Source organism: Achromobacter sp. JUb104, assembly GCF_024806975.1.
Lineage (GTDB): Bacteria > Pseudomonadota > Gammaproteobacteria > Burkholderiales > Burkholderiaceae_B > Achromobacter > Achromobacter spanius.
This window is the reverse complement of the sequence record NZ_JANUEY010000001.1, coordinates 2,526,227-2,550,062: the sequence shown is the minus strand read 5'-3', so window position 1 is coordinate 2,550,062 and position 23,836 is coordinate 2,526,227. Positions and strand designations below refer to the sequence as shown.

23 protein-coding genes are annotated in these 23,836 nt (G+C 64.6%); 11 read left to right on the top strand and 12 right to left on the bottom strand.

Annotation, left to right across the window (positions count from 1 at the left end; genetic code table 11):
* Window positions 1-95: 95 nt before the first annotated feature.
* Window positions 96-311 carry a hypothetical protein gene (locus tag M2361_RS29005; RefSeq protein ID WP_025135384.1) on the top strand — a complete coding sequence of 72 codons (216 nt, stop codon included), beginning with the start codon at window positions 96-98 and terminating at the stop codon, window positions 309-311.
* Between the two features lie 108 nt (window positions 312-419).
* Here M2361_RS29005 and M2361_RS11525 read toward each other — a convergent pair whose 3' ends face one another.
* Window positions 420-1,358 (bottom strand): LysR substrate-binding domain-containing protein, encoded by a 939-nt coding sequence (locus tag M2361_RS11525; protein WP_259249150.1) that lies wholly within the window; start codon window positions 1,356-1,358, stop codon window positions 420-422.
* Window positions 1,359-1,473: 115 nt separating this feature from the next.
* Between M2361_RS11525 and M2361_RS11520 the strand changes: the two genes are divergently transcribed.
* The 3 genes from M2361_RS11520 (at window position 1,474) to M2361_RS11510 (ending at window position 3,822) form a co-directional block, all read left to right on the top strand.
* Window positions 1,474-2,466, top strand: a complete 993-nt coding sequence (locus tag M2361_RS11520) for a tripartite tricarboxylate transporter substrate binding protein (protein WP_259249148.1) — start codon at window positions 1,474-1,476, stop codon at window positions 2,464-2,466.
* A 2-nt stretch (window positions 2,467-2,468) separates the two neighbouring features.
* Entirely contained in the window at window positions 2,469-3,347 is an 879-nt protein-coding gene (locus tag M2361_RS11515; protein ID WP_100855176.1) for an N-formylglutamate amidohydrolase, read from the top strand.
* Between the two features lie 148 nt (window positions 3,348-3,495).
* The gene (locus tag M2361_RS11510; RefSeq protein ID WP_259249146.1) at window positions 3,496-3,822 is read left to right on the top strand and encodes a hypothetical protein; all 327 of its coding nucleotides are present in this window, start codon (window positions 3,496-3,498) and stop codon (window positions 3,820-3,822) included.
* Window positions 3,823-3,865: 43 nt separating this feature from the next.
* On the opposite strand, the gene M2361_RS11505 is transcribed toward M2361_RS11510, so the two are convergent.
* The gene (locus tag M2361_RS11505; RefSeq protein ID WP_050448571.1) at window positions 3,866-4,708 is read right to left on the bottom strand and encodes a LysR substrate-binding domain-containing protein; all 843 of its coding nucleotides are present in this window, start codon (window positions 4,706-4,708) and stop codon (window positions 3,866-3,868) included.
* A gap of 115 nt (window positions 4,709-4,823) precedes the next feature.
* Here M2361_RS11505 and M2361_RS11500 point away from each other — a divergent pair, with 115 nt between their 5' ends.
* The gene (locus M2361_RS11500; protein WP_259249137.1) at window positions 4,824-5,807 is read left to right on the top strand and encodes a bile acid:sodium symporter family protein; all 984 of its coding nucleotides are present in this window, start codon (window positions 4,824-4,826) and stop codon (window positions 5,805-5,807) included.
* Between the two features lie 13 nt (window positions 5,808-5,820).
* Here the strand turns inward: M2361_RS11500 and M2361_RS11495 are convergent, their stop codons facing one another.
* Both M2361_RS11495 and M2361_RS11490 read right to left on the bottom strand, forming a co-directional pair.
* A complete protein-coding gene (locus tag M2361_RS11495) occupies window positions 5,821-6,228 on the bottom strand; it encodes a Rieske 2Fe-2S domain-containing protein (RefSeq protein WP_259249135.1) in 408 nt (135 codons plus the stop codon).
* A 51-nt stretch (window positions 6,229-6,279) separates the two neighbouring features.
* A complete protein-coding gene (locus tag M2361_RS11490; RefSeq protein ID WP_259249133.1) occupies window positions 6,280-8,085 on the bottom strand; it encodes an ABC transporter ATP-binding protein/permease in 1,806 nt (601 codons plus the stop codon).
* 296 nt (window positions 8,086-8,381) lie between these two features.
* Here M2361_RS11490 and M2361_RS11485 point away from each other — a divergent pair, with 296 nt between their 5' ends.
* On the top strand, window positions 8,382-9,209 hold the full coding sequence (locus tag M2361_RS11485; protein WP_259249130.1) for an aldo/keto reductase: 828 nt from the start codon (window positions 8,382-8,384) through the stop codon (window positions 9,207-9,209).
* Between the two features lie 85 nt (window positions 9,210-9,294).
* Here M2361_RS11485 and M2361_RS11480 read toward each other — a convergent pair whose 3' ends face one another.
* Together M2361_RS11480 and M2361_RS11475 are read right to left on the bottom strand one after the other, a co-directional pair.
* On the bottom strand, window positions 9,295-9,498 hold the full coding sequence (locus M2361_RS11480) for a hypothetical protein (protein WP_100855183.1): 204 nt from the start codon (window positions 9,496-9,498) through the stop codon (window positions 9,295-9,297).
* Complete coding sequence (locus M2361_RS11475) at window positions 9,495-10,670, bottom strand: PepSY domain-containing protein (RefSeq protein WP_259249128.1); 1,176 nt, start codon at window positions 10,668-10,670, stop codon at window positions 9,495-9,497. Before M2361_RS11475 ends, M2361_RS11480 begins: the two co-directional genes overlap by 4 nt.
* A 244-nt stretch (window positions 10,671-10,914) precedes the next feature.
* Here M2361_RS11475 and M2361_RS11470 point away from each other — a divergent pair, with 244 nt between their 5' ends.
* On the top strand, window positions 10,915-11,628 hold the full coding sequence (locus M2361_RS11470; protein WP_259249284.1) for a metallophosphoesterase: 714 nt from the start codon (window positions 10,915-10,917) through the stop codon (window positions 11,626-11,628).
* Between the two features lie 150 nt (window positions 11,629-11,778).
* On the opposite strand, the gene M2361_RS11465 is transcribed toward M2361_RS11470, so the two are convergent.
* Both M2361_RS11465 and M2361_RS11460 read right to left on the bottom strand, forming a co-directional pair.
* Window positions 11,779-14,484 carry a PBP1A family penicillin-binding protein gene (locus tag M2361_RS11465; protein WP_259249127.1) on the bottom strand — a complete coding sequence of 902 codons (2,706 nt, stop codon included), beginning with the start codon at window positions 14,482-14,484 and terminating at the stop codon, window positions 11,779-11,781.
* A gap of 251 nt (window positions 14,485-14,735) precedes the next feature.
* Window positions 14,736-15,539, bottom strand: coding sequence for a helix-turn-helix domain-containing protein (locus M2361_RS11460; protein ID WP_259249125.1), 804 nt, complete (start codon window positions 15,537-15,539; stop codon window positions 14,736-14,738).
* A 221-nt stretch (window positions 15,540-15,760) separates the two neighbouring features.
* On the opposite strand from M2361_RS11460, the gene M2361_RS11455 reads away from it, so the two are divergent.
* Together M2361_RS11455 and M2361_RS11450 are read left to right on the top strand one after the other, a co-directional pair.
* A complete protein-coding gene (locus M2361_RS11455; RefSeq protein WP_259249123.1) occupies window positions 15,761-17,026 on the top strand; it encodes an MFS transporter in 1,266 nt (421 codons plus the stop codon).
* Between the two features lie 394 nt (window positions 17,027-17,420).
* Window positions 17,421-18,662: a diguanylate cyclase gene (locus M2361_RS11450; protein ID WP_259249122.1), complete on the top strand. Its 1,242-nt coding sequence runs from the start codon at window positions 17,421-17,423 to the stop codon at window positions 18,660-18,662.
* Here the strand turns inward: M2361_RS11450 and M2361_RS11445 are convergent.
* Window positions 18,659-20,575 (bottom strand): prolyl oligopeptidase family serine peptidase, encoded by a 1,917-nt coding sequence (locus M2361_RS11445; protein ID WP_404976336.1) that lies wholly within the window; start codon window positions 20,573-20,575, stop codon window positions 18,659-18,661. The two genes, M2361_RS11450 and M2361_RS11445, sit on opposite strands and share 4 nt — an antisense overlap.
* A 137-nt stretch (window positions 20,576-20,712) precedes the next feature.
* On the opposite strand from M2361_RS11445, the gene M2361_RS11440 reads away from it, so the two are divergent.
* Window positions 20,713-21,168: a BPTD_2524 family lipoprotein gene (locus M2361_RS11440; RefSeq protein WP_100855191.1), complete on the top strand. Its 456-nt coding sequence runs from the start codon at window positions 20,713-20,715 to the stop codon at window positions 21,166-21,168.
* Between the two features lie 36 nt (window positions 21,169-21,204).
* On the opposite strand, the gene M2361_RS11435 is transcribed toward M2361_RS11440, so the two are convergent.
* Window positions 21,205-21,621 (bottom strand): PaaI family thioesterase, encoded by a 417-nt coding sequence (locus M2361_RS11435; protein WP_100855192.1) that lies wholly within the window; start codon window positions 21,619-21,621, stop codon window positions 21,205-21,207.
* Between the two features lie 123 nt (window positions 21,622-21,744).
* On the opposite strand from M2361_RS11435, the gene dinB reads away from it, so the two are divergent.
* On the top strand, window positions 21,745-22,827 hold the full coding sequence (dinB, locus tag M2361_RS11430) for a DNA polymerase IV (RefSeq protein WP_100857675.1): 1,083 nt from the start codon (window positions 21,745-21,747) through the stop codon (window positions 22,825-22,827).
* Window positions 22,828-22,882: 55 nt separating this feature from the next.
* Here dinB and M2361_RS11425 read toward each other — a convergent pair whose 3' ends face one another.
* Both M2361_RS11425 and M2361_RS11420 read right to left on the bottom strand, forming a co-directional pair.
* Entirely contained in the window at window positions 22,883-23,344 is a 462-nt protein-coding gene (locus M2361_RS11425; RefSeq protein ID WP_006218783.1) for a GatB/YqeY domain-containing protein, read from the bottom strand.
* A gap of 51 nt (window positions 23,345-23,395) precedes the next feature.
* Entirely contained in the window at window positions 23,396-23,836 is a 441-nt protein-coding gene (locus tag M2361_RS11420; RefSeq protein ID WP_259249114.1) for an excinuclease, read from the bottom strand.

Here is a 23,836-nt window from a genome sequence, read left to right as displayed (position 1 = left end):
TTTAACAATTATTGTCATTCACTTGATATAAATCGATAGAAAAATATTGGTGAAATCCCTTACAATTCCGTAACACTGTTTGTGGGGAAGCATCAATGAGCGTCATGTGTTTGGCGTGCCAACGCATTAATCCGGGCCTTGCAGGCGTTGCGCCGCATTCGCACCTGGGACATCAAGGTTTCACCAATCCCACGCAAAAAGGGCGCGAAGAGAGTCGCGAAGATCACTTCCGGTGCCTGAGTTGTGGGGCGAAATGGTTGCGTGAAACCGATAAGTGGGGCGTGGATCTGGGATTCAAGCTGGCGCCTTGAGCGTCGCACCGCCGCATGTGAGCCGGGCCTCTGAATAAGAGGCCCGTTTTATTTGGTTGCACCAAATTCCGAACCGAAGAAACTAAAGGTTTCTTTGAGGCCAGGCCCCTAGCCGTGCATCTGGTCTGCCGCTACGACGTCGGGATCCGCCTGCGCGGTTTGCAATAACCATTGCCGGAAGCAGGCCAGCGCGTAGTGGTCGCGCCGCTGAGCCGGGGCGCACAAGTGATAGCCGCGGCGCAAGCGTATCGGCAGCTTGGGAAAAGGCGCCGCCACGCGGCCAGATTGAAGCTCATCGCGCACCAAGCAGCGCTGCAGGACGGCGATGCCCATGTCGGCCATAACCGCTCGGATCAGGATGGACACCTGATCGAACCCCTGTGACAGCGTGACCGCCTGGCGCGGCACGCCGGCGGCAGTGAACCATTGCGCCCAGTTATCTTGCCCATTGGTGTGAAAAAGCAGCGGCTCACCCAGCAGGCCGTTCGGTGTGTTCCATAGCCCGTGGGCCTGGCGGGCGGCCAAGCGGTCCGGGTGGCAGATCACCACCACTTCGCGCCCAATTACGTAGTCGGCTTGCCATCCGGGCCATTGTTCGGGGGTGCCCGCCAGGATGCTCGCGTCCGGCGTGTCGCCCGAAAAATCTTCATTGCGCCGATAGGCCGAGAAATTGAGTTGAATGTCGGGATGACGCCGATGGAAGTCGGGCAGATGCGGCACCAGCCAGGCGCTGGCCAGCGTGGGAACCATGGACAGCGTCAGGTGCCGGCGGCGGTCGTCGGCGCGTAGCTCGGTGCTGAGCTTTTCGATGGCTTGCAGCGGCGCCTGCGCGCCATCGTAGAGTTTTTGACCCATCGCCGTCAGCGTCAGCCCATGCGCATTCCGATGCATCAGCGGCTGGCCGAAATGCGCTTCCAGGCGCGAAATGGCGCGGCTGATGGCGCCCTGGGTCACGCATAGCGTCTGGGCGGCCAGGGTGAAGCTGCCCAAGCGCGCTGCCGTGATGAAGGCATGCAACTCGGACATGGAAGGCGAATGCAGCCGCATCGAGCATGACCTTTGGTAATGAAGGAGTGCAATATAGTCGTTTGAAAGGGGACGGTAAAGTTTGGACACTGGCGGCCTGTCTGAAACCCACACCTTCCTTTTTCGGAGTCGACTCATGTCTCGCCGCCTGCTTGGCCGGTCCGCGCGTTTCGCGCTTGCCGGCGTGTTCGCTACCTTGTCTTTTGCCGGCATTGCCCAAGCCGCCGACTACCCCTCGCGCCCCATCAAGCTGGTGGTGCCGTTCGCCGCCGGTGGATCAACCGACATCGTGGCCCGCCTGGTGGCCGAGTACGCCGGCCGCGAACTGAAGCAGACCATCGTGGTCGAGAACAAGGCGGGCGCGGGTGGCTCGATGGGCATGGAGCAGGTGGCGCGGTCCACGCCCGACGGCTACACGCTGGGCATGGCCACGATGAGCACGCATGGCTCGAACCCGGCCGTGTATCGCAAGATGAATTACGACCCCGTGAAGGATTTCGCGCCCGTGGCCAATGTGCTGGCGGTGCCCAGCATTCTGGCAATCAACCCGAATCTGCCGGCCAAGAACATGGCGGAATTCGTGGCGATGGCCAAAGCCGCGCCGGCCGACCGCTACAGCTTTGCCTCGCCGGGTGTGGGCTCGCTGGGCCACGTGAATATCGAGAACTTCATGATGCTGTCCGGCATCCGCCTGCTGCACGTGCCGTATCGCGGCGCGGGTCCGGCCTTGAACGATGTGATGGGCGGGCAGGTGGACGCGATCACCGACAACCTGTCGTCGACGCTGCCGCAAGTGAAGGGCGGCAAGTTGCGGGCGCTGGCCGTGCTGGGCGCCGAGCGCTCGCCCTTGCTGCCGGACGTGCCGACCTACATCGAGCTGGGTTACCCCGACATGGGCACGGGCGGTTGGTTCGGGCTGGTGGCGCCGGCGGGTACGCCCACGGCCGTGATCGACACGCTTAACCAAGCCGTGCGCGCGGCGATGAAAGATCCCGAGTTCCGCAAGAAGGCCGAAGACGTGGGTGGTACGCTGATGCCGACTACCCCCCAAGAGTTCCAGGACCAGATTCATCAGGCCCTGGCCCGCTACGCCAAGGTGGCCAAGGCCGCCAACATTCAGGCTGACTGACGATGACGCTCGCCGATTTCAACGTGGTTTCCGTGCATGAACCCCAAGGGCCGGCGCTGCCGCTGGTCTGTGATTCGCCGCATAGCGGCGAACACTATCCCGAGGATTTCGGGGCGGTCGCCACGCGGGCGCAATTGCGCCAGGGTGAAGACACGCACGTGGACGCGTTGTGGTCGGCAGCCCCCGCGCTGGGCGCAACTTTGATTGCGGCGCACTTTCCGCGCGTGTACATCGATCCGAACCGCACGCTGCAGGATCTGGACCCAGAACTGTTGGCCGAACCTTGGCCGCATGCGCTGTCGCCCGGCGAGAAAACCCGCCTGGGAAAAGGGCTGATCTGGCGCCGCATGGACAAGGCCACGCCGATCTATGACCGCAAGCTGAGCCTGGCCGAAGTGCGGCATCGCATCCAGGCTTACTACGAGCCTTACCACGCCGCCTTGGCGCGCGCGATCAGCCAAGCCGAAGCGCGCTTTGGCGCCGTGTGGCATCTGAACCTGCATTCGATGCCCAACGATGCCTATGAACGCCTGGGTCGGCAAAGCGAACATCCCCTGGCGGATTTTGTGCTGGGCGACCGTGACGGCACAACGTGCGAACCCGAGTTCATCGCGCTGATCGAAAAGGCCTTGCGCGACCTGGGCTATACGGTGGCGCGCAACGACCCCTACAAAGGGGTGCAGTTGATTGCGCAGATTGGGCAGCCCGCGCTGAACCGGCACAGCTTGCAGGTGGAAATTCGTCGCCCCTTGTACATGGACGAGGTCACGCGCGAACGCAACCCGGGCTTTGAATTGCTGCGCGGGCATTTGTCGACCGTGCTGGAGCAGGTGGCCGATTACGTGCGCGTGCGCATGGACGCCGTTACGTCGACAAAATAGAGTCGCTTGTGTGGTCGGCGGGTGGAAAAAGCCGGTGTTGATGCAGATCAACATCGGCTTTTTGCATGGCGCTTAAGTTTCCTCGTGCCGCGCCGTTGTCGCTAGGAACAAGCTGCGCCGTGTGTGGCCGTGGCGCGAGGGAACCGCAATGCTAGAGAAGACGATCAACGGATTTTCGGTGGTGGCGTACGCGACGCAGCCTGAAGGGCGCACGCCGCCTCGGGCCTTTTTGGAGACGCGGCGTTTGGCGTCCAAGGCAAAAGAGGGCGACGTGGCGCGGGATGGGGCGGAGTCGGAAGACGCGCCGGCGGAAGGCCAGCCCCCGGATGGCCGGCCCCCGGAAGGCCGGCCCTTCGAGATCTTTGTCAGCCGGCGCTTTCGCAGCACGATCGAAGCGATGTCGGCCGCGCGCAATGCCTTGGACCGCGTGAAGAGTGTGGACGAAGACGGCGTGCCCGACCCGCTGCCCGAATAAGAGGCTGCGGCAATGGCCCCGCGCGCATTCAGGCCCAGCGCGTTCAGGTCAAGGTGCTGCGCATCAGGATTTCAGTTAGCGCCCGGGTGGGCTTGTTGGGCGACGGGGCCGAGATGACGATGAATTCCACCTGCGGCAACGCCGGCAACTGAATCGCGCCGCCCGGCGCGGCCAGGCCCGCCGTGGACAAGTGAGAGGGCTGCACCGTAATGCCCAGGCCCGCGCGGGCGGCCGCCTGGCAACCCGCGTAACTGGTGCTGGTGCACACAATCTGCCAACTGCGCCCCACGCGTGCCAGCGCATCCAGCGTCAACGTGCGCGTGACGCTGGGTTCGCGCAGCAGAATCAGCGGCAGTGGCTCATCGGGCGCAAAGCGCAGGCCTTCCTTGGCGCGCCACAACAGCGCTTCCTTGTGCAACGTCTGGCCCCGGCGATCACCCCGGCGCCGCTTGCCGATCATCACATCCAGGTCGTTGTCGTCCAGCAATTTGTAGAGCTCGCTGGTGACGCCGATGGTCAAGTCCAGCTCGACTTCCGGATGCGCCAAACGGAACGCGGCCAGCACATCGGGCAGCGGGCCCATGGCCAGATCGTCCGACGTGCCGAGCCGCACGCGGCCGCGCAGGCGCGGCGCATCAAACAGGCGTTCGGCGCGTTCGTGCGCGTCCAGGATGATCTCGGCATGAACGAGCAGGCTGCGGCCGTCGCTGGTCAGCACTAGCGAATGGGTATCGCGCAGGAATAGGCGCCGGTTGACCGACTGTTCCAACTGCCGGATATGTTCGCTGACGGTGGGCTGGGTCAGCCCCAGGCGGCGGGCGGCTTCCGTGAAACTGGGGGCGGCCGCCGCGGCGGTGAAGGTCTTGAGCCATAGGGGATTCAGCATGGGGAACGCGGCCTGGTCATTATGATTTTCGATGACAGTTAAAGTAATCAGTGGGCTTCACGATGGCAAGCGGCGCGCCTATAGTTTTCCGTAATTTCTTGGAAACCCTTACGCCATGCGCCGCTTCCTGCCAGACCAGTTCACTTTGATTTTGATTGCCACCGTGGCATTCGCCAGCTTTTTCCCCGCCGTGGGCAAGGGCGCCTCGTTCATGATGGTGGCCAGCAACGTGGCCATTTCGCTGTTGTTCTTCCTGCACGGCGCGCGCCTGTCCACGGACGCCATCGTGGCGGGCGTGAAGGACGTGCGCCTGCATGCCTTGATTCTGGCGTCCACCTTCATTCTGTTTCCCGCGCTGGGCCTGGGCTTGCGTGCGCTGTTTCCGGGGCTGTTGACCCCATCGCTGTGGCTGGGCGTGCTGTTCGTCTGCACCTTGTCGTCAACCGTGCAGTCGTCGATTGCGTTCACGTCGATGGCGCGCGGCAATGTGCCCGGCGCCATTTGCGCGGCGACGGCGTCCAATCTGCTTGGCACCGTGTTGACGCCGTTGCTGGTGGCGGTGCTGTTGCATCGTCAGGGGGGCGGGCACGGGCTGGCCGACGCAGGCCGCATCTTGCTGCAACTGTTGTTGCCCTTCGCCGTGGGCAGCCTGCTGCGGCCGTGGATTGGCGCTTGGGCGCAGCGCAACAACCGCACCTTGTCCAAGGTGGACCGCAGTTCGATTCTGTTGGCCGTCTACACCGCGTTCAGCGAGGCCGTGGCGCAGGGCATCTGGCACGCCTTTCCGGCCATAGACCTGGCCACGATGGTGCTGGTGAATGCCCTGTTGTTGGGGGCGGTGCTGGTGATCACCACCTGGGGCAGCCGCAAGCTGGGCATGTCCAAAGAGAACGAGATCACGCTGGTGTTCTGTGGATCGAAGAAGTCGCTTGCGTCGGGCATTCCGCTGGCCACGGTGCTGTTTGGCACGTCGCAGATGGGCGTGGTGGTGCTGCCCTTGATGATTTTCCACCAGATGCAGCTGATGGTCTGCGCCGTGCTGGCGCGCCGCTATGCGGAACGGCAGCAGCCGGCCCAGGCGGTGGTGGCCGGGGCCTAGGTCCTGACCCGCGTCAAGCGTCGTTGCGCGGAACGATCTTGCCGCTGGGGTGCCAGTAGACGGCGCCGTCGTGCTCGGAAACCGTCAGCACGGTCAGCCGGCCGTTCTTGCAGGGGCCGCCCACGCACAGGCCCGTGTCGGGCTGGTACGTGGCGCCATGGCGCGCGCACATGATCAGGTCGCCGGCGCGGGTGAAGAAGCTGCCTTCCCAATCGAGTTCAACGCCGACGTGGGCGCAGCGGTTCAGGTAGCCGTGCACGCGGTCTTGGTAGCGCACGAAGAACGCGGTGGTCTGGCCCGAGCCATCGGACACGGGCACTTTCACGCCCAGGCCGCCGTTGACCAGGTCGGAAGAGGCACAGACGTGGACACCGGGAGCGTCGGGAATCTCAGGGACGTCAGGGGCGGAAGAATCCTGCATGGCGGGCCTTGGAAGAAAAGGGTGCGATCTTCGGATAGCGGGCGGGGCTTGTCAATCCGCCGGGGCGCTGTGGGTGCTGTCTTGCTGGCGAGCCCACATGCCGGCGTACACGCCGCGTTGGGCCAGCAACTGCGCATGGCGCCCGCGTTCGATGATGCGGCCTTCCGACAGCACGATGATTTCATCGGCGTCCGCCACCGTGGACAGCCGGTGCGCGATGATCAGCGTGCTGCGTCCTTCGCTGACTTCGCGCAGGTTCGCCTGGATCTCGCGTTCGGTATGGGTGTCCAGCGCGCTGGTGGCCTCGTCGAATAAAAAGATGACGGGGTTCTTCAAGATGGTGCGGGCGATGGCCACGCGCTGCTTTTCGCCGCCCGACAACTTCAGGCCGCGCTCGCCCACCATGGTCTGGTAGCCGTCGGGCATGGTCATGATCAGGTCGTGGATGTGCGCCAGGCGCGCGGCGGCTTCGATCTCGGCATCGGTTGCGCCGGGGCGGCCGTAGCCGATGTTGTAGTGGATGGTGTCGTTGAACAGCACCGTGTCTTGCGGCACCACGCCGATGGCCGCGCGCAGGCTGGCCTGGGTGACGCTGCGCACGTCCTGGCCGTCAACAAGAATGGCGCCGCTGTCGGCGTCATAGAAGCGGAACAGCAAGCGGGCAATGGTGGATTTACCGGCGCCCGAGGTGCCCACCACGGCCACGGTCTTGCCGGCGGGGATGCTGAAGCTTACGCCCTTCAAGATGGGCCGGCGCGCGTCGTAGCCAAAGTACACGTCGCGGAATTCGACCTGACCACCCGCCAGGTGCAGGGGCTGGGCGTCGGGGCGGTCGGCCACTTCGCGGTCTTGGCCCAGCAGTTCGAACATGCGTTCCATGTCGATCATGGCCTGCTTGATTTCGCGGTAGATGAAACCGAAGAAGCTCAGCGGCTGGTAAAGCTGCAATAGGTAGGTGTTGACCAGCACGAAGTCGCCCAGCGTGTAGCGGCCCTCGGCAATGCCGGTGGCGGCCATCCACATCACCAGCGTCAGGCCGACCGAGATGATGGCGGCCTGGCCCACGTTCAGGATGGACAGGCTGACCTGGCTGCGCACGGCCGCGCGTTCGTAGCGGGTCAGCGAGGCGTCGTAGCGGCGCGCCTCGTGTTCTTCATTGCCGAAGTACTTGACCGTCTCGTAGTTCAGCAGGCTTTCGATGGCCTTGGTGTTGGCTTCCGAGTCGGTTTCGTTCATCTGGCGCCGGAACTTGGCGCGCCATTCCGTCACCGCAAGCGTGTAGGCCATGTACAGGATGACCGTGGCGCCGGTGGCCACGGCCAGCCAGATGTCGAACATCTTCCACAGCACAATACAGACCAGCCCGATCTCGAAGAACGTCGGCAGGATGTTGAACAGCAGGAACGACAGCAGCGTCTGGATGCCCTTGGTGCCGCGTTCGATGGCGCGGGTCAGCCCGCCGGTCTGGCGCGACAGGTGAAAGCGCAGCGCCAAGGCATGCAGGTGCCGGAAGATCTGAAGGCCGACTTCGCGGATGGCGTGCTGGCCGACGCGGGCGAAGATGGCGTCGCGCAGTTCCGAGAACAGCAGCGACAGCACGCGCGCGGTGCCGTACGCCAGGATCAGGCCCAGCGGCACGGTCACCGCGCCGGGCGCGCCCTTGCCCAGTTCGTCGATGGCGTGCTTGTAGATCAGGGGCACGTAGACGGTCGCCGCCTTGGCGGCGAACAGGCACAGCAGCGCCGCCACGACGCGCACCTTCAGCCCGGTTTTTCCCGGCGGCCAAAGGTAGGGAAACAGGGTTCGCAAGGTGGAAAAACCGCCGCGATTCTTGGGCGGCGCGTCAGGGGAATTCATGGCTGGGCGAGGGGGCGCGATGGCGCAAAGGACGGGGTGAAAGGCGGTACGGCAGGGGGTGCAGGTGGCCTTGTGACGGGCATTATCGGGCACGGGCGCTATTATTTGGTGATAACCCCTGGTGTTTCCGGACCATTGCCAGGGGATGTCGGTCCGGAATTACGGCGCGGGCGCAGCTCGGCAAGCCCGTTTTTTTTTATCTCTTCAATCCGGGGGTGGCCGGGCTGGGCCCTGGATTGCGCGACCTGGCGCGTATTCGCCGTGCGAGCGTCGCGGTGCAAGCTTCGGAGGATCTTATGGCGAAGGTACCCGCAGTGAAATTGAACGACGGCAACAGCATCCCGCAGTTGGGCCTGGGTGTGTGGCAGGTGCCCGACGACCAGGCGGCTTCCGCGGTCAAGGAAGCGCTGGCGGCCGGTTACCGGTCGGTGGACACTGCTGCCATCTACGGCAACGAAGCCGGCGTGGGCACGGGCCTGCGCGCGGCGGGCGTGGCACGCAAGGATCTGTTCATCACCACCAAGCTGTGGAACGACAAGCACGGCTACGACGATGCCCACAAGGCCATGGACGAAAGCCTGGAGAAGCTGGGCCTGGCATATGTGGACCTGTACCTGATCCACTGGCCCGTGGCGGGCAGCACGAAGTTCCTGGACGCCTGGCGCGCCATGGTCGAGATGAAGGAAGACGGCCGCGCGCGTTCGATCGGCGTGTCCAACTTCACGCAGGCCAACCTGGAGCAACTGATCGAGGCGTCGAAAGTGGCGCCGGCGGTGAATCAGATAGAACTGCATCCGGGGTTCGCGCAGCGTGAGCTGCGGGCGTTCCATGCCAGGCACGGTATCGCCACCGAGTCCTGGAGCCCCTTGGCGCAAGGCGGGGTCACCAAGGAAAAGGTCATCGTGGACCTGGCCAAAAAGCACAACAAGTCGGCCGCCCAGATCACGCTGCGCTGGCACTTGCAGAGTGGGCTGATCGTGATTCCGAAGTCGGTCACGCCGGCTCGCATCCGCGAGAACATCGACGTTTTCGATTTTGAATTGTCAGCCGACGAGATGGCCGCCATCGACGCCATCAAGGACGGCGCGCGCTTGGGACCGGACCCGGAGAAGTTCGGCCGCTGATCCGGCCAAGGCCGAGGCTGGGTGCGCGGCCAAATACGAGGCCAGGGGTGGGGCAGCGGGGCCCCATGACCCCCCGGCCCGCGGGCTAGTGTTTCAGCGGGAATACCCAGTAGCGCAAGATGACCACCAACAGGATGGTCAGCGTGATCCACGAGGCCCAGTGCCAGGCGCCCGTGCCCAACAGGGCGGCCAGCAGGCCGAACACGCTCAAGACGCCCAGCAAGGTGGGCGCGCCCCATACGAACATGAAGCCCCGGCCGCCCCGGCCTTTGGATTGGCGCTTGCTCATGCCGGCGTCCTTTGCGGCGCGGCGGCGGCTTGGTGCTTTTTCACAAGTTCATTGATGCGCGCTTCGGTCGCACGGCGCCGCGCGATCCAAAGATACAGGCCGCTGACCAGGACCACGATGGTGATCAGGTCCAGCAAGGCCCAGATGATCTTCAGGGGCAGGCCGGCGTAGTCACCAAAGTGCAGCGGGCGCGAGACTTCAAGCGCGGTCAGGTACCACGGCATTTTGGCCACGGTGGTGAGCTCGCCGGTTTTGCCGTCCACCAACACGGGGGTGTTCAGCTTGGAGGTCAGCGGAGTGTCGCCGCGCATCCAGGCAATGTAATGGTGCGGGCTGCCGAAGGCGTTGCCGGGGAAGGCGATGAACGACACCTCGTTGCCGGGCAGCGCTTTCTTGGCGGTGTCGGCGGCAAGTTGCGCCGAGGCCAGTTGGGTGGGCACGGTCTGGCCCTTGTAGGGCTCAAGAATGCGGACCAGTTCGGTGGACTGCCACAGGCGGAACAGCGGCGTCGACAATTCATTGATGACGCCCGTGAACCCCACCACAAAGGCCCACACCAGCGTCACGATGCCCAGCAGGTTGTGCAGGTCCAGCCATTTCAGGCGCGTGGAGCGCGCCGCGCGCACGGTGCCGAATTCCAGCTTCTTCATGAACGGGCCGTACAGCACCACGCCCGATACGATAGCCACACAGAACAGCAGGCCCATGAACCCCAGGAACAGTTCACCGGGCAAGCCCGCGAACAGGTCCACGTGCAGGGCCAGCATGATGCCCATGAAAGAGAACTTGTCTTCGGTATAAAGCGGGCCGTCCAGCAGCACCTCGCCCGTGCGGCCGTCCATGCGCACGGCGTGGCCGGAAGCCTGGCCGTCGCCCGGGGTTTTGGCCATGCCAACATACACCTGGGGTTCATCGGGGTCGAAGAACAAATAATCAACGACCTCGCCCGGGTACATCGTCAGCGCGCTGGCAACCAGCTTGTCCAGATTGGCGGGCGGCGTGTCGGCCGGCACGCTGGACAGGGGCTTGCCATCATCCAGCCAGTGTTCGATCTCGTGATGGAACACCAGGGGCAAGCCCGTGAGGCAGATGATGAGCAGGAAGATCGTGCAGACCAGGCTGGTCCATTTATGGATCCAGTACCAGGTTTTGATGGTGGACGCGGCTGTCATGGCGGCGGGAGGGCGGCGGCGCGCGCGGCCCCCTTTAAGGTATTTGTGAGGAAGTACGGAACATTATCACGAACAATAGCGATTCTCGTAACGGATTATTTGACCGCGCTGGCGGCGGGGGCGCAAGGCCCGTGTCAACTAAAGCGGGTTAAAAAGACAGGTCGGGGTTTACCGGGGGCGAGCCGCCACGGTGTGTTTCAAGGGACGGTTCATGTCCCCCCTCAACCGGTTGTCGAGAATCATCATGGAGCAGCGTTTTGTGAAAGTCCCGCGCAACGAGCTGGGCCGCGATTTCGCGGTGGGCGACGTGCACGGGCATTTTTCACGTTTACAGGAAAGCTTGGACAGGCTGGGTTTCGACCCCGCCCGCGACCGGCTGTTCTCGGTGGGCGACCTGGTCGACCGTGGGCCGGAATGCGAGGCGGCGCTGGAGTGGTTGGCACGCCCGTGGTTCTACGCGGTGCAGGGCAACCATGAGGACTATGCGATCCGGCATGTGCGCACGGGGCAGGTGGACGTAGCGAACTGGCGCGGCTATGGCGGCGGCTGGTTCCTGGACCTGCCCACGGAGCGGCAGCAGGTGTTCGCCGAGGCGTTCGCGCAACTGCCCATTGCGATCGAAGTCGAAACGTCCGAGGGCGCGGTCGGCTTGTTGCATGCGGATTGCCCGGTGCTGTTCTGGCCGCGCCTGGAGTTCGCGTTGCAGGATCGCTACAAGCGCACCAGCGCGGCCTGCCAATGGTCACGCGAGCGGCTGCGGCAGATGAACCGTACGGGCATCCAGGGCGTGCGGGCGGTAGTGGCCGGGCATACGCCGGTGGCCGCGCCCTTGGCCTTGGGCAATGTCTATCACATCGATACCGAGGGATGGCGCGCGGGCTACTTCACGTTCCTGGACCTGGAGTCGCTGTCGGCCTGGCCGTGCGAGGTGGTGACGGAGCTGGTGGTGGAAGCGTAGGGCCACCCGAACAGGGTCGCCAGAATAGGGCTGCCAAGAACAGGGCTGCCAAAAACAGGGCAGCCAAGAACTGGGCTGCCGTGGTGGCCATAGGCCTGAAATGAAGACGGGCGCCGTAGAGGCGCCCGTTGGCATTTCAAAACCCGAGGATCAGAGCGGCCGCGCGACGACGGCGCTGGACGGGGTGATGGCGCTGGCGCTGGCCGCGCCGCCGTCGGCACCATTGATCGGCGCGGCGACGGGTACGCCCGAAGCCGGTACGCCCGAAGCCGGTATGCCCGCCGCCGGTACGCCGGCCGCGGGTACGCCCGCCGCCGGAACCCCCGCCGTCGGAACCCCCGCCGTCGGCACCGCCGGCAGCGCGTTGCCGGCGCTGGGCACCGGGATAGGCTGAAGCGGCGCCTGGATCGGGCTGTTCAAATTCGGAGGCGGCACATTCGCGCCGGGGGCGGGCAGCGGCTTCACCGAGGTGTCCACGCCATCAGTGCTGAGGTTGTTGTTCAGGAAGTCGGTCAGCTCGTCCCCGGAAGACAGATCCAGCGACGCCACGGCCTGGCCGGGTGGGAATTCCGAAAAATAGTATTCGCCGTTATCCACCAGCAGGCCATCGGGGCGCGGCGCCTGCTTCACTTCGGGCACGCCCTTCAACACCGGCTGCATGTAGTCCAGCCAGGTGCTCAGCGCCAGGCCGCTGCCGAACTCGTTGGTGCCCAGGGACTTGGGCTGGTCAAAACCCATCCAGACAGTGGTGGCCAGGTCGGGCGTGAAGCCCGAGAACCAGACGTCCACAGCGTCGTTGGTGGTGCCTGTCTTGCCGCCCACATCGTTGCGCTTTAGCACTTGGTGTGCGCGCGCGGCGGTGCCGTTGGTGGTGACGCCGCGCAGAATGTCGTCCATGACCCAGGCGGTGCGCGGGTCGATGGCGCGCGCCGCTTCGTCGCCCGCCTTGACGGGTTGCGCCTGCATCAGCACCTTGCCCGAGCGGTCAGTGACGTGGTCCACCAAATACGGCGTGACGCGGTAACCGCCGTTGGCAAACACGCCGTAGCCGTTGACGACCTGTAGCGGCGTGGCGCCGCCCGCGCCCAGCGCCAGCGGCAGCACGGCCGGCCAGCGCGACTTGTCGAAGCCGAAGCGGGTCAGGTAGTCCTGCGCGTACTGCGGCGAGATGGCCTGCAGGATGCGGATCGACACCATGTTCTTGGACCGATAAAGCCCCTGGCGCAACGTCAGCATGGGTTCGTACTTGTTGCCGTCGTTCTTGGGCTGCCAATCCTTCGAGCCGGTCTGGGCGGCCGTCAACATGAAGGGCTGGTCGGAAATCTGCGTGGCGGGCGTGAAGCCGCGTTCCAGCGCCGCGGCGTAGACGAAGGGCTTGATATTGGAGCCCGGCTGGCGCCAGGCCTGGGTCACGCGGTTGAAGCCGCCACGGTTGTAGTCGAAGCCGCCGATCATGGCGCGGATGGCGCCATCTTGCGGCGCCATGGACACCAGCGCGGCCTGCAGCGCCGGCATGTTGATGATTTCCCAGCCGTCTCCGTCCTTGCCGCCCGTCTTGTGGATGTAGACGACCGAGCCGCGGCGAATTCGCTGGCTGTCGCTGGCCTTGGGGTTCAGTGCGCGGGCCACGACGGCCAGCGCCTTCTTGTCCGAAATGGTGATGATGTCGCGCGCGCTGCGGGCGACCTTGACCTCGGTGGGGCTGGCCGACAGCACCACGGCAGCCAGCAGGTCTTCGCTGTCGGGCGTCTTGTCTTGCACGCCGTCCAGGATGTCGTCCAGCGCCTGGGGATCGCTTTCGACGTCGTCAGGCAGGTCGATCTGGTCTTCCGGGCCGGGATAGACGGCGCGGCGCGTGTAGTCCAGCACGCCGCTGCGCACGGCCTGGTAGGCGGCTTCCTGCGCCTTGGAATCGATGGTCGTGTAGACGTCGATGCCCTTGGAATAGGTTTCTTCCTGGAACACGCCATACATCAGTTGGCGCGCCAGTTCCGACGGGTAATCGCCATGCACGGCAAAACCGCGCGCGCTGGTGCCGTCGGCGCCACGGATGGTCAGGTGCTGCTGCAAGGCCTGGTCGGCCTGCTCGGGCGTCAGGTAGCCCAGCGTTTTCATGCGGCCCAGCACATAGTGCTGGCGAATTTCGGCGCGCGGGAAGTTGGTGATGGGATTGAAGCGCGACGGGGCCTTGGGAATGCCGGCCAGCATGGCGGCTTCGGCCGCCGTCACTTCCGACAGCGGCTTGCCGAAATAGGTGCGCGATGCGGCCGCGAAGCCGTAGGCGCGATGGCCCAGGTAGATCTGGTTCATGTAGAGCTCAAGGATCTGGTCCTTGGTGAGCTCGTTCTCGATCTTGAAGGTGAGCAACAGCTCGTAGAACTTGCGCGAATAGGTCTTTTCCGACGACAGGTAGAAATTGCGCGCCACCTGCATCGTGATGGTGCTGCCCCCCTGCGACTTCGAACCCTTGACCACGTTGGTCAGCACCGCGCGCGCCACGCCCATCCAGTCGACGCCGCCATGGCTGTAGAAGCGGTCGTCCTCGGCCGCCAGCACCGCCTGACGCATGACCGGGGGAATCTCGTCAAAGCGCAGCACGTTGCGGTGTTCTTCGCCGTATTCACCGATCAGCACCTTGTCGGCCGTGTAGATGCGCAGCGGCACCCGTGGCCGGTAGTCGGTCATGGCGTGCAGGTCGGGCAGGGCGGGCCAGGCCAGCGCCAGGGCGAGCCCGAGCGCAAGCGCGCTGCACGCGCCGACGCAGGCTGCGGCGATGCCCGTTTTGACCAGGATGCGTTTCCAGGGAAGGCCCGATTTGCCGCCCGGGGTGGCGGAGGATTGCTGGGGGGTGCTCATTGCAGGCGATTCTAGGACAGAACGCTATAGACCGGCCATGGCGCAATAAGGTTTCGGTAACCAAACTTGCCGAGGCTGGGCGGGGGCGCATGCCCGATAAATTGAGGGACGTGGTCCAGGATACGCGGGACGGGGCTTTCGCGCGGGGTCAATGGGAAATGCGCTGTGAAATGTATTGCGCGCTGTGACAAACGGCAAGGCCGGTTGCATGCGATGGTGGGAAATTAGTCTCGGATTCAGCTTCCATTCAGTCATGCCGCGTCGCGCTGATAGCGTTGCGGCGGCGCACCCAGGGCGCGGTGAAACATGGCGCTGAATGCGCTGGGGCTGCGGTAGCCCAGGTCGGCGGCGATGCGCGCCACCGGCTCCCCTTGCGACAGGCGGCACATGGCGTCCGCCAAGCGTACCTGCTGCACCCATTGCCGATAGTTCAGGCCCAGTTCGGCCTGGAACAGCCGGATCAAGGTGCGCGCGCTGGCGCCGACTTCGCTACCCCAGGCTTCGATGCCGCGTTGCAGGCCGGGCTGGGCCAGGATGGCCGCGCAGATGGTTTGCAGGCGGCGGTCGCGCGGCCAGGGAATCTGAACGGGCACCACGCGGGCCGCCGTCAGTTCCGTCAGGATCAGCGCGGCGATCTGCTCGCTGCGGCCGCCCAGGGGGTAGTCAATGGGTTCGGCGGTCAGCGCCAGGATCAGTTCGCGTAGCAGCGGGCTGACTTCAATCACCTGGCACTGCGGCCAATACGTTGCGGCGGCGTCGGCCTGGATGTAGAGCGACCGCATGGCCACCGCGCCCACCATGTCCACGCCGTGCGGCACGCCCGCCGGCACCCACAGCGCGCGCAAGGGCGGCAGCGCCCAGAAGCCGCTGGGCGTGGTGACGCGCATGACGCCTTCGGCCGCATAGATCAATTGCGCGCGGGGGTGGAAGTGCGCGCCGGTCCGCGCGCCCGCCCGGAATTCCTTGGCCATCGCGGTAACCACGCGGGGGCGGTCCTGGTAGTCCTGCGCATTGACGCTGCGGGTGGGGTCGGGCGGAGGCAGGCGGGCGGGCATGATGTCACTTCCGACGAAAGGATGAGGGCGCGGTTAGACGTGCGATTTCGCTATTTTGTCACTTGGCCGACGAATATTGGCAGATCCGATCCGTGGCGCGTTTTTACACTGTGGGCAGGCTCCGACAGTCAGTCGGGGCATTCCGTCAGTGGCATCCGCCGGCCCACGATCCTGGCCGCCACGGCTTGCACCCGATCCCTTCCGCCCCGGACTTTCGCCCCATGACCTCCGCCCAGAACCCCGTCGCCGGTATCTCTGACTCCAACGTGCCCGCGCCCGCCGCTGCCCCGGCCCCCGCTGCGCCCTCGACCGCTTTCAAGGTGCTGGGCGCGATCAGCGTGGCGCATTTGATGAACGACATGATCCAGTCGATCTTGTTGGCCATCTATCCCATGCTGAAGGACTCGTTCAGCCTGTCGTTTGCGCAGATCGGGCTGATCACCTTGGTGTATCAATTGGCGGCGTCGCTGTTGCAGCCCTTCATCGGCTTTTATACCGACCGCCATCCCAAGCCGTATTCCCTGCCGGTGGGGATGGGGTTCACCTTGATGGGGCTGCTACTGCTGTCGGTGGCGCCGTCGTTCGGCTGGTTGCTGGTGGCGGCGGTGCTGGTGGGCACGGGTTCGTCGGTGTTCCATCCGGAGTCTTCACGGGTGGCGCGGATGGCTTCGGGCGGGCGGCATGGCCTGGCACAGTCGCTGTTCCAGGTGGGCGGCAATGTGGGGTCGGCGCTGGGGCCGCTGTTGGCGGCCTTGTTCATCATTCCGCATGGGCAGCGCAGCGTGGCCTGGTTTTCCTTGGTGGCCTTGTTCGGCATCGTGGTGCTGACGGGTATCGGCCGTTGGTACAGCGCCAACCGCGTCATTCTTAAGCCCCGCGCCCGCCGCGAGGGGGCCGGCACGGGCTTGTCGCGCAATCAGGTCATGGGCGCGTTGGCGGTGCTGGGCGTGCTGGTGTTTTCCAAGTACTTCTATCTGGCTAGCCTGAACAGCTATTTCACTTTTTATTTGATCGACAAATTCGGCCTGTCGGTGCGCGAGGCGCAGTTGTACCTGTTCCTGTTCCTGGCCGCGGTGGCGGTGGGCACGGTGGTGGGCGGCCCCGTCGGCGACCGCATCGGCCGCAAGATCGTGATCTGGGTGTCGATCCTGGGCGTGGCGCCGTTTACGCTGCTGCTGCCGTACGTCAACCTGTTCTGGACGGGCGCGTTGGTGGTGATTATCGGCATGGTGCTGGCGTCGGCGTTTTCCGCCATCGTGGTCTACGCGCAGGAACTGGTGCCGGGCAAGGTGGGCATGATTGCCGGGCTGTTCTTCGGCTTTGCGTTCGGCATGGGCGGGGTGGGTGCCGCCGCGCTGGGCAAGCTGGCTGATGCCACCAGCATCGGCTATGTGTACCAGGTGTGCGCGTACCTGCCGTTGCTGGGGGTGGTGGCGATCTTGCTGCCGAATGTGGAAAAAACGCGAGTGGAAAAAGCACACCACTAAAGCATGATGGCGCCCGTCGCGCACTAACGCTTATGGACGACTATGAAGGGCGGCCCACAATAATTAATCTATGGCCTAACCCGTCGTCCTTTCCGATGGCGGACGGGGTAGAAGTTTTAACTGTCAAATACTGCAAAGGTTGAACCGGGCGCCCCGGCCTTGGCGTATTCTCCGTGCATACCGCGCAATCGTCTTGGCGCGGGTGGTAAAGGTTCTGGACAAATCGCGCCCTCGCAACGACGCATCGCCGTCTTGCGGGGATTTTGCCTTTAGTCCTATTGGTAACAAAAAGCATCAATCATGCTGACGTGTAACGCGTTTCCACCTTACGAACCCAGTGCAACAGCAGGTCAGAAGCGGCGGCGCATGCCCACAAGGCGGCCCGGCAAACAACATGACGACTTCCTTATTTTTCCTGATGTGGGGGCTGGCCACGGCCTTGGCGTTACCGCTGTTGCTGCCGTTCCAGGCGCGCGGCGTAAGAGGCATACGCGCGTTCATCGCCGCGAATGCGCTGGCCGTGTTGTCCCTGCTGGCGTTTGCCACCGTGCGGCTGATACCGCCGGAGGTCTACGTCATTGTGTCCAACGCGGCGTGGGTGTTCGCCATCAGCCTCGTCTACGTGGGCGTGCGCCAGTTTTTTGGGCTGCGTCCGCATATCGTGCGCACGGCGGGAATCAGTGCCTTGTGTGTGCTGGGTTTCGCGTTGCTGCTGTATGGCACGGACGATGTGGCCGGCCGCATGTTGCTGTTTTCCGCGTTTACCTGTGTCAGCGCATTGATGACCGGCCGGGTGATCTTCCAGCAGCGCAAGCAGATCCGCACGCGAGGCGTGGTGCTTTATCTGATGTTGGCGATTGTCGGCCTGGCCGTGCTGCACGCGCTGCGGGTGCTGGTTTATGGCCTGGGCTGGGCTGAACCGGTTTCCCTGGTGCAGCCGTCGCCATGGGGCTTGTTCTTCATTGTGTGCGGTTCGGTCGCCGTGCCCGCCTTGTTCCTGGCGCTGCTGTTGCTGGTGCAGACGCGCTTGTCCGAGCAGATGCAGGCGGCGTTGACGTTTGACAGCCTGACGCACGTGCATTCCCGCCGCAGCATCCTGGATGAACTGGAACGCGAACTGCAACGCTGCGCGCGCTCGGGCAGCCCGCTGGCGGTGCTGGTGCTGGACATCGATCATTTCAAGTCCATCAATGACCGGTATGGCCATGCGGCCGGCGATACGGCGCTGCGCCACTTCGCCAAGGTGGCGCAGAATGCCGTGCGCGCCACCGACCGTGTCGGCAGATTGGGCGGCGAAGAATTCGTGCTGCTGATGGTGGACTGCGACCCCGCGCGCGCGCTGGTGCACGCGCAGCGCGTATGCGATGCACTGCGCGACACGCCGCTATACCTGCAAGGGGTGGAAGTGCCCATGACCGCCAGCGGCGGCCTGGCGTCCTATCAGTCGGGCGATAGCGCCGACGTCATTCTGGCGCGTGCCGACGTGGCGCTGTACCGCGCCAAGGAACAAGGGCGGGACCGTGTGGAGATGGCGTTTGGGGGGCGCGCCCCAGGCCGCATGCAGGTGAGCAGCCTGGTCGGGATGGCGCCAGCGGCGAATGCGCCGCTGGTGACTCAGGAAGGCGCCGGACGTTAAGGCTTGAGGTGCTGCGTCAGGAACTTTTCCATGGCTTCGTAGAACTCGAACTTGTTCTCGTCGTTGTGGAAACCGTGGCCTTCGTTGTCCTTGACCATGTACTCCACTTCAACGCCGCGCGCCCTTAGCGCGGCCACCATCTGGTCGCTTTCATCTTTGTTGACACGCGGGTCCTTGGCGCCCTGCGCAACGAACAGCGGCGTCTTGATCTTGTCCGCGTGCAGCGCGGGCGAGGTCGCGGCCAGCCGGTCCTTGTCGCGTTCGGGGTGGCCGACCATGTCCTGCATCTTGTCCAGCATGGGCTTCCAGTACGGCGGAATGGACTTCATGAACGTGAACAGGTTCGACACGCCCACGTAGTCCACGGCCGCGGCATACAGGTCCGGCGTGAAGGCCACGCCCGCCAGCGTGGCGTAGCCGCCGTAGCTGGCGCCGTAGATGCCGATGCGCTTGGGGTCGGCGATGCCTTGCTGCACCAGCCACTGCACGCCGTCGGTGATGTCGTCCTGCATCTTCAAGCCCCATTGCCCGAAGCTGGCTTCCCAGAAGGCGCGGCCGTAACCGGTCGAGCCTCGGAAGTTCATTTGCAGCACGCAGAAGCCGCGATTGGCCAGGAATTGCGTTTCGGGGTTGTAGCCCCAGCCGTCGCGCGCCCAGGGGCCGCCATGCGGGTTGACGACGCAAGGCAGGTTCTTGGGGTCGCGGCCGGCGGGCAGCGTCAGGTAGCCATGGATGGTCAGCCCGTCGCGGCTTTGGTAGCTGATGGGCCGCACGTGCGACATGTCGCTTTCCGGAATGGCCGGGTTGATGTCGGCCAGCTTGGTCAGCGTGTCGGTGGTGGCGTCGTACAGATAGCGCGAGCCCGGCGTGCGGTCGTTGTAGGCGGCGACGATGAACACGTTTTCGTCGCGGTTGGAGCCTTGCAGCGCGATGTCGTAGCCCTTGAGCTTTTCAGTCAGTGTCTTGAACAGGGCTTCGGATTGCGCATCGAAGAACTTGTATTGCGGCTTGTCGGTCTGGTAGGCCGCCAGGGTCAGCACGCGGCGCTTGCGCGAGTAGCCCGCGCCGTCCAGGTCCACGGTGTCGGGGGTGAAGATTTCTTCTTCGGCGTCGGGTTGCGCCGGGTCGATGACCACCAGCGACAGCTTGTCGCGCCCACGGTTGCTGAGCGCGTAGATCTTCTTGTCGTCGAACGTGAAGAAGGACGGGCTGACGTTGGTGCGGTAGTCGGTGGTGATCAGCGGGCGGAATTCAGAGGCTTCGTCGTCGCGGTAGAGCAGGGTGGTGTTCAGGCCGTCGCTGGTGACGGCGGCGCGCACCTTGCCCGCGTGGTCGGTCTGCCAGCCGACGATGTTGCCCGGGTTCTGCGCCACCAGCACGGCCGCGCCGGTGTGGACGTTGACGCGGTAGACGTCAAAGACCTCGGGGTTGCGCTGGTTGTGGCTGATGAGGACGTGGTCGGGGTCGTCTTCGAGATCGTCTTCGATGCTGGCGCGCGCGCCTTCATACGGGGTCAGGTCGGTGATTTTGCCGGTCTTGGCGTTGACGGCCAGCACGTGGTAGTTCTCGTCGCCGCCAAAGTCCTTTTGATAGAGCACCACGTCGGCGCCCTTCCAGAAGTAGTTGGAGATGTCGCGCGCGGTTTCGCTGGTGAGGCGGCGGGGTTCGCCCACCAGCTTGCTGCCTTGCAGCGCTTGCACATAAATGTTCATGCGGGCCGGCTGGCCGTCCACGCTGGTGGGCTGCATGAAGGCCAGCGTACGGCCGTCGTCGGCCAGGCGGAAGAAGCCGCGTTCCGGATTGCGGAAAAAGTCCTTGAGAGGATAGGCGCGGGGCGGCGGCTGGGTGGCGCAGGCGCCCAGCGTGGTGCCGACGATGCCGGCCATGCTGGCGGCCAGGACAGTGCGCGTCATGAATGAAAACAAGGCAAGACCTCCGCGTTTTGGATGCGATCGATAATGCCATAGTCGCGCGGACGGTGTCGAACCGGCCCCACTTATGCCGCTGTGCGGTTTGCGGGATAATCGCGGCAGTTCATCTGGAGAATTACATGGTCAGGAATCTGGTCGCGGTATCGGCGCTGGTATTGGGCCTGGCGGGTTGCTCGCTGGGCATCTCGTCGGACAGCGCGTCGCCGCACAGCGAATTCAAGGCGCCGGTCGCGTTCAAGGACGCTTACGCCGCGGTGATCCGGCAGTCGAACAACTGCCTGCGCAGCACCGACAACGCCTATCGCGTGGTGTCTGATCTGAACGAAGCGGCGCAGTCGGGCGTGGTGCGCGTGCTGGCGCCGTATAGCGACAACGAAATGTCGCGGGTCGACCTGAAGGCCGCCGGCCCGAAGAGCACCGACGTGCGCATTGTGATGTGGGGCAAGGGCACCTGGGACGCGGCGGCAATGCGCGCGATGCAAGACGCCATCTACTACAGCATCACGTCTTGCAGCAGCTACATGCCGCTGGACCCGCGTACGCCCGTCAAGCCTTCGCGCGACCTGCGGGACTAAGCCCCGGCGCCGTGCGCGGGGCCGGTCCGGCGCTGGTCAGTCGCCACCCGGGCGGCGGCGGACGATCTTGAACGTGGCCGTGGCGCGCGCCACCAGTTCGCCATCGGCGCGGCGGATATCGCCTTCACAGAAGGCGATGGACCCGCCCCGGCGCAGGCAGCGCGCTTCAATGACCAGGTCGCCCGTGCCGGGCGACAGGAACGTGGTGTTCATGTCGATGGTGGCCATGCCTTCGGTGGCGTCGGCCGACCCGCGCGCCGCCGCGCTAAGGGTGAAGTCCAGCACGCTCATGAGCGTGCCGCCATGCACGTCGCCACGGCTGTTGGTCAGGTCCTGGCGCCAGGGCAGCGTGGTGCGGGCGAATCCCGGCGCGATGCTTTCGGGCACCAGGCCAATGAAGTGCATGAAGGGGATCGTCAGGCCGAAATAGTCGGTGGAAGCGGGTGCGGTCATGGGCGGTGGATGGGGTGGGTAGGCAGTGGTTAAGCGATTCAGCCGGTCATAATATATTTTTTTGCAGTGCCCGCCAGCGTCCGCCAGCATGGCGCGGCGGCGGCCACCCTGGTCTTTATCGGAATGTCTGAACTCTTGCGCAAGATCGTGCACGTGGATATGGATGCGTTTTATGCGTCCGTCGAACAGCGCGACAACCCCGAGCTGCGTGGCAAGCCCGTCGTTGTGGCGTGGACCGGGCCGCGCTCGGTCGTGTGCGCCGCGTCTTACGAGGCGCGGCGCTTCGGCATTCATTCGGCCATGTCCGCCATCCGCGCCGAACGCCTTTGCCCGCACGCCATCTATGTGCCGCCCGACTTCAACCGATACCGCGACGTGTCGCGTCAGATCCGGCAGATTTTCGCCCGCCATACCGATTTGATCGAACCGCTGTCGCTGGACGAGGCCTATCTGGATGTGACCCAGAATAAGTACGGGCTGCCCTCGGCGACCGAGGTGGCGCAGGTGATCCGCCAGCAGATCAAGGAAGAAACGGGTCTGACCGCGTCGGCCGGCATTGCGCCCAACAAATTCCTGGCCAAGATTGCGTCAGACTGGAACAAGCCCGACGGCCAGTTCGTGATCCGGCCCACCAAAGTGCTGGAATTCTTGCAGCCCTTGCCCGTGCGCAAGGTGCCGGGGGTGGGCAAGGTGACGCAGGCGCGCCTGGAGCAATTGGGCATTCAGACGGTGGGCGACCTGGCCACGCACAGCGTGGAAGAGCTGTCGCATTATTTCGGCCGTTACGGCCGGCGCCTGTACGAGCTGGCGCGCGGCATCGACGAACGCCAGGTTCAGACCGACCAGCCCTTGCAGCAGGTGTCGGCGGAAACCACGTTTTCGGAAGATATCCGCCTGGACGCCCTGGGCGACGCCATCGACCGCATGGCGGACAAGGTCTGGGATCAGGCCTTGAAGAAGGGCGCGCTGGGGCGCACGGTGGTGCTGAAACTGAAGACCGACCGGTTTCGCATTCTGACGCGCAGCCAGACCAGCTTGAACCCGCCCGGGTCGGCGGCCGAGCTGGCCTCGGTGGCCAGGTTGCTGTGCGAGCGCGTGGAGCTGCCGCCGGAAACGCTGTACCGGCTGGCCGGGGTGGGAATGAGCAATTTTGCCGACCCCGCCGAGCAGGCGCGCCAGCCGGATTTATTTGGCGGCGCGTTCTGAACGGTGGCTCGGGCCTGGGCTGACGAATCAGGCCAGACGCGGCAGCCCAGACGAATCAGGCCAGACGGGCCTTGACCTGCTGCGACAGCGCCGTCATGTCGGCGCGGCCAGCCAGCGCTTGCTTGAGCAGCGCCATGACCTTGCCCATGGCGGGTGCGCCGGTCACGCCTTGCGCGGCCACTTCGGCCAAGGCGGCGTCAATGGCGGCGGCCACTTCTTCAGGCGTGGCGGCTTGCGGCAAGAATTCTTGCAGCACCAGCAGTTCGGCCTTTTCCTGTTCAGCCGTTTCGGTGCGGCCGGCCTGTTCGAACGCGGCGATGGACTCGCGGCGTTGCTTGACCTGCTTTTCGATGATGGCGGTGATTTCGGCGTCGTTCAGGTCGCGGCGTTCGTCCACTTCTTTCTGTTTGACGGCAGCCAACAGGAAACGCAGCGTGGTCAGGCGTTCCGAGGCCTTGGCGCGCATGGCGTCCTTGACGGCATCAGAGAGGCGGGTCTTGAGCGTAGCAGTGCTCATAAGTGAACCTTTTGGGTGGTGTTGCGGCAATCCGCAAGTGTAAATCGGGTTTTACTTCAGCCGGGCCAGGTTGCCGCGCAGCGCCACGCCCGCCACGACCGCGCCAGCATGGCATTCGTAGTCGGTCTTGCTGCTGTATTCGTTTTTGCGATAGTAGCTGACGATATTCGTGACGGCGTTGGCGTTGGCCTTCTTGGCGGCTTCATGCAGCGCGATCACCGCCGATTGGGCCACCCACAGGCAGGCGTCCGCGTCTTTCTTGGCAAAGGCGTTGGTCTTGCGGTTGGTGACCACGCCCGCTTCCAGCACCTGGCCTTTCGGACCGGTGCCCGCCAGGTAGAACTTCACGCTGCCGTCGATCTTGCCCGCCGCCAGGGCCGCGTCGATGGCGGGTTGCAGGGGCAGGAACACGGTGCGATCCGCCGCCACCGCGTGCGCGGAGCAGGCAAGCGACAGGGACAGGGCGCCAAACAGCTTGTAGGAGATCTTCAT

Coding starts and splice junctions, on each gene's coding strand:
- M2361_RS29005 (WP_025135384.1), top strand. CDS start 96: ATGAGCGTCATGTGTTTGGCGTGCCAACGCATTAATCCGGGCCTTGCA.
- M2361_RS11525 (WP_259249150.1), bottom strand. CDS start 1,358: ATGCGGCTGCATTCGCCTTCCATGTCCGAGTTGCATGCCTTCATCACG.
- M2361_RS11520 (WP_259249148.1), top strand. CDS start 1,474: ATGTCTCGCCGCCTGCTTGGCCGGTCCGCGCGTTTCGCGCTTGCCGGC.
- M2361_RS11515 (WP_100855176.1), top strand. CDS start 2,469: ATGACGCTCGCCGATTTCAACGTGGTTTCCGTGCATGAACCCCAAGGG.
- M2361_RS11510 (WP_259249146.1), top strand. CDS start 3,496: ATGCTAGAGAAGACGATCAACGGATTTTCGGTGGTGGCGTACGCGACG.
- M2361_RS11505 (WP_050448571.1), bottom strand. CDS start 4,708: ATGCTGAATCCCCTATGGCTCAAGACCTTCACCGCCGCGGCGGCCGCC.
- M2361_RS11500 (WP_259249137.1), top strand. CDS start 4,824: ATGCGCCGCTTCCTGCCAGACCAGTTCACTTTGATTTTGATTGCCACC.
- M2361_RS11495 (WP_259249135.1), bottom strand. CDS start 6,228: ATGCAGGATTCTTCCGCCCCTGACGTCCCTGAGATTCCCGACGCTCCC.
- M2361_RS11490 (WP_259249133.1), bottom strand. CDS start 8,085: ATGAATTCCCCTGACGCGCCGCCCAAGAATCGCGGCGGTTTTTCCACC.
- M2361_RS11485 (WP_259249130.1), top strand. CDS start 8,382: ATGGCGAAGGTACCCGCAGTGAAATTGAACGACGGCAACAGCATCCCG.
- M2361_RS11480 (WP_100855183.1), bottom strand. CDS start 9,498: ATGAGCAAGCGCCAATCCAAAGGCCGGGGCGGCCGGGGCTTCATGTTC.
- M2361_RS11475 (WP_259249128.1), bottom strand. CDS start 10,670: ATGACAGCCGCGTCCACCATCAAAACCTGGTACTGGATCCATAAATGG.
- M2361_RS11470 (WP_259249284.1), top strand. CDS start 10,915: ATGGAGCAGCGTTTTGTGAAAGTCCCGCGCAACGAGCTGGGCCGCGAT.
- M2361_RS11465 (WP_259249127.1), bottom strand. CDS start 14,484: ATGAGCACCCCCCAGCAATCCTCCGCCACCCCGGGCGGCAAATCGGGC.
- M2361_RS11460 (WP_259249125.1), bottom strand. CDS start 15,539: ATGCCCGCCCGCCTGCCTCCGCCCGACCCCACCCGCAGCGTCAATGCG.
- M2361_RS11455 (WP_259249123.1), top strand. CDS start 15,761: ATGACCTCCGCCCAGAACCCCGTCGCCGGTATCTCTGACTCCAACGTG.
- M2361_RS11450 (WP_259249122.1), top strand. CDS start 17,421: ATGACGACTTCCTTATTTTTCCTGATGTGGGGGCTGGCCACGGCCTTG.
- M2361_RS11445 (WP_404976336.1), bottom strand. CDS start 20,575: ATGACGCGCACTGTCCTGGCCGCCAGCATGGCCGGCATCGTCGGCACC.
- M2361_RS11440 (WP_100855191.1), top strand. CDS start 20,713: ATGGTCAGGAATCTGGTCGCGGTATCGGCGCTGGTATTGGGCCTGGCG.
- M2361_RS11435 (WP_100855192.1), bottom strand. CDS start 21,621: ATGACCGCACCCGCTTCCACCGACTATTTCGGCCTGACGATCCCCTTC.
- dinB (WP_100857675.1), top strand. CDS start 21,745: ATGTCTGAACTCTTGCGCAAGATCGTGCACGTGGATATGGATGCGTTT.
- M2361_RS11425 (WP_006218783.1), bottom strand. CDS start 23,344: ATGAGCACTGCTACGCTCAAGACCCGCCTCTCTGATGCCGTCAAGGAC.
- M2361_RS11420 (WP_259249114.1), bottom strand. CDS start 23,836: ATGAAGATCTCCTACAAGCTGTTTGGCGCCCTGTCCCTGTCGCTTGCC.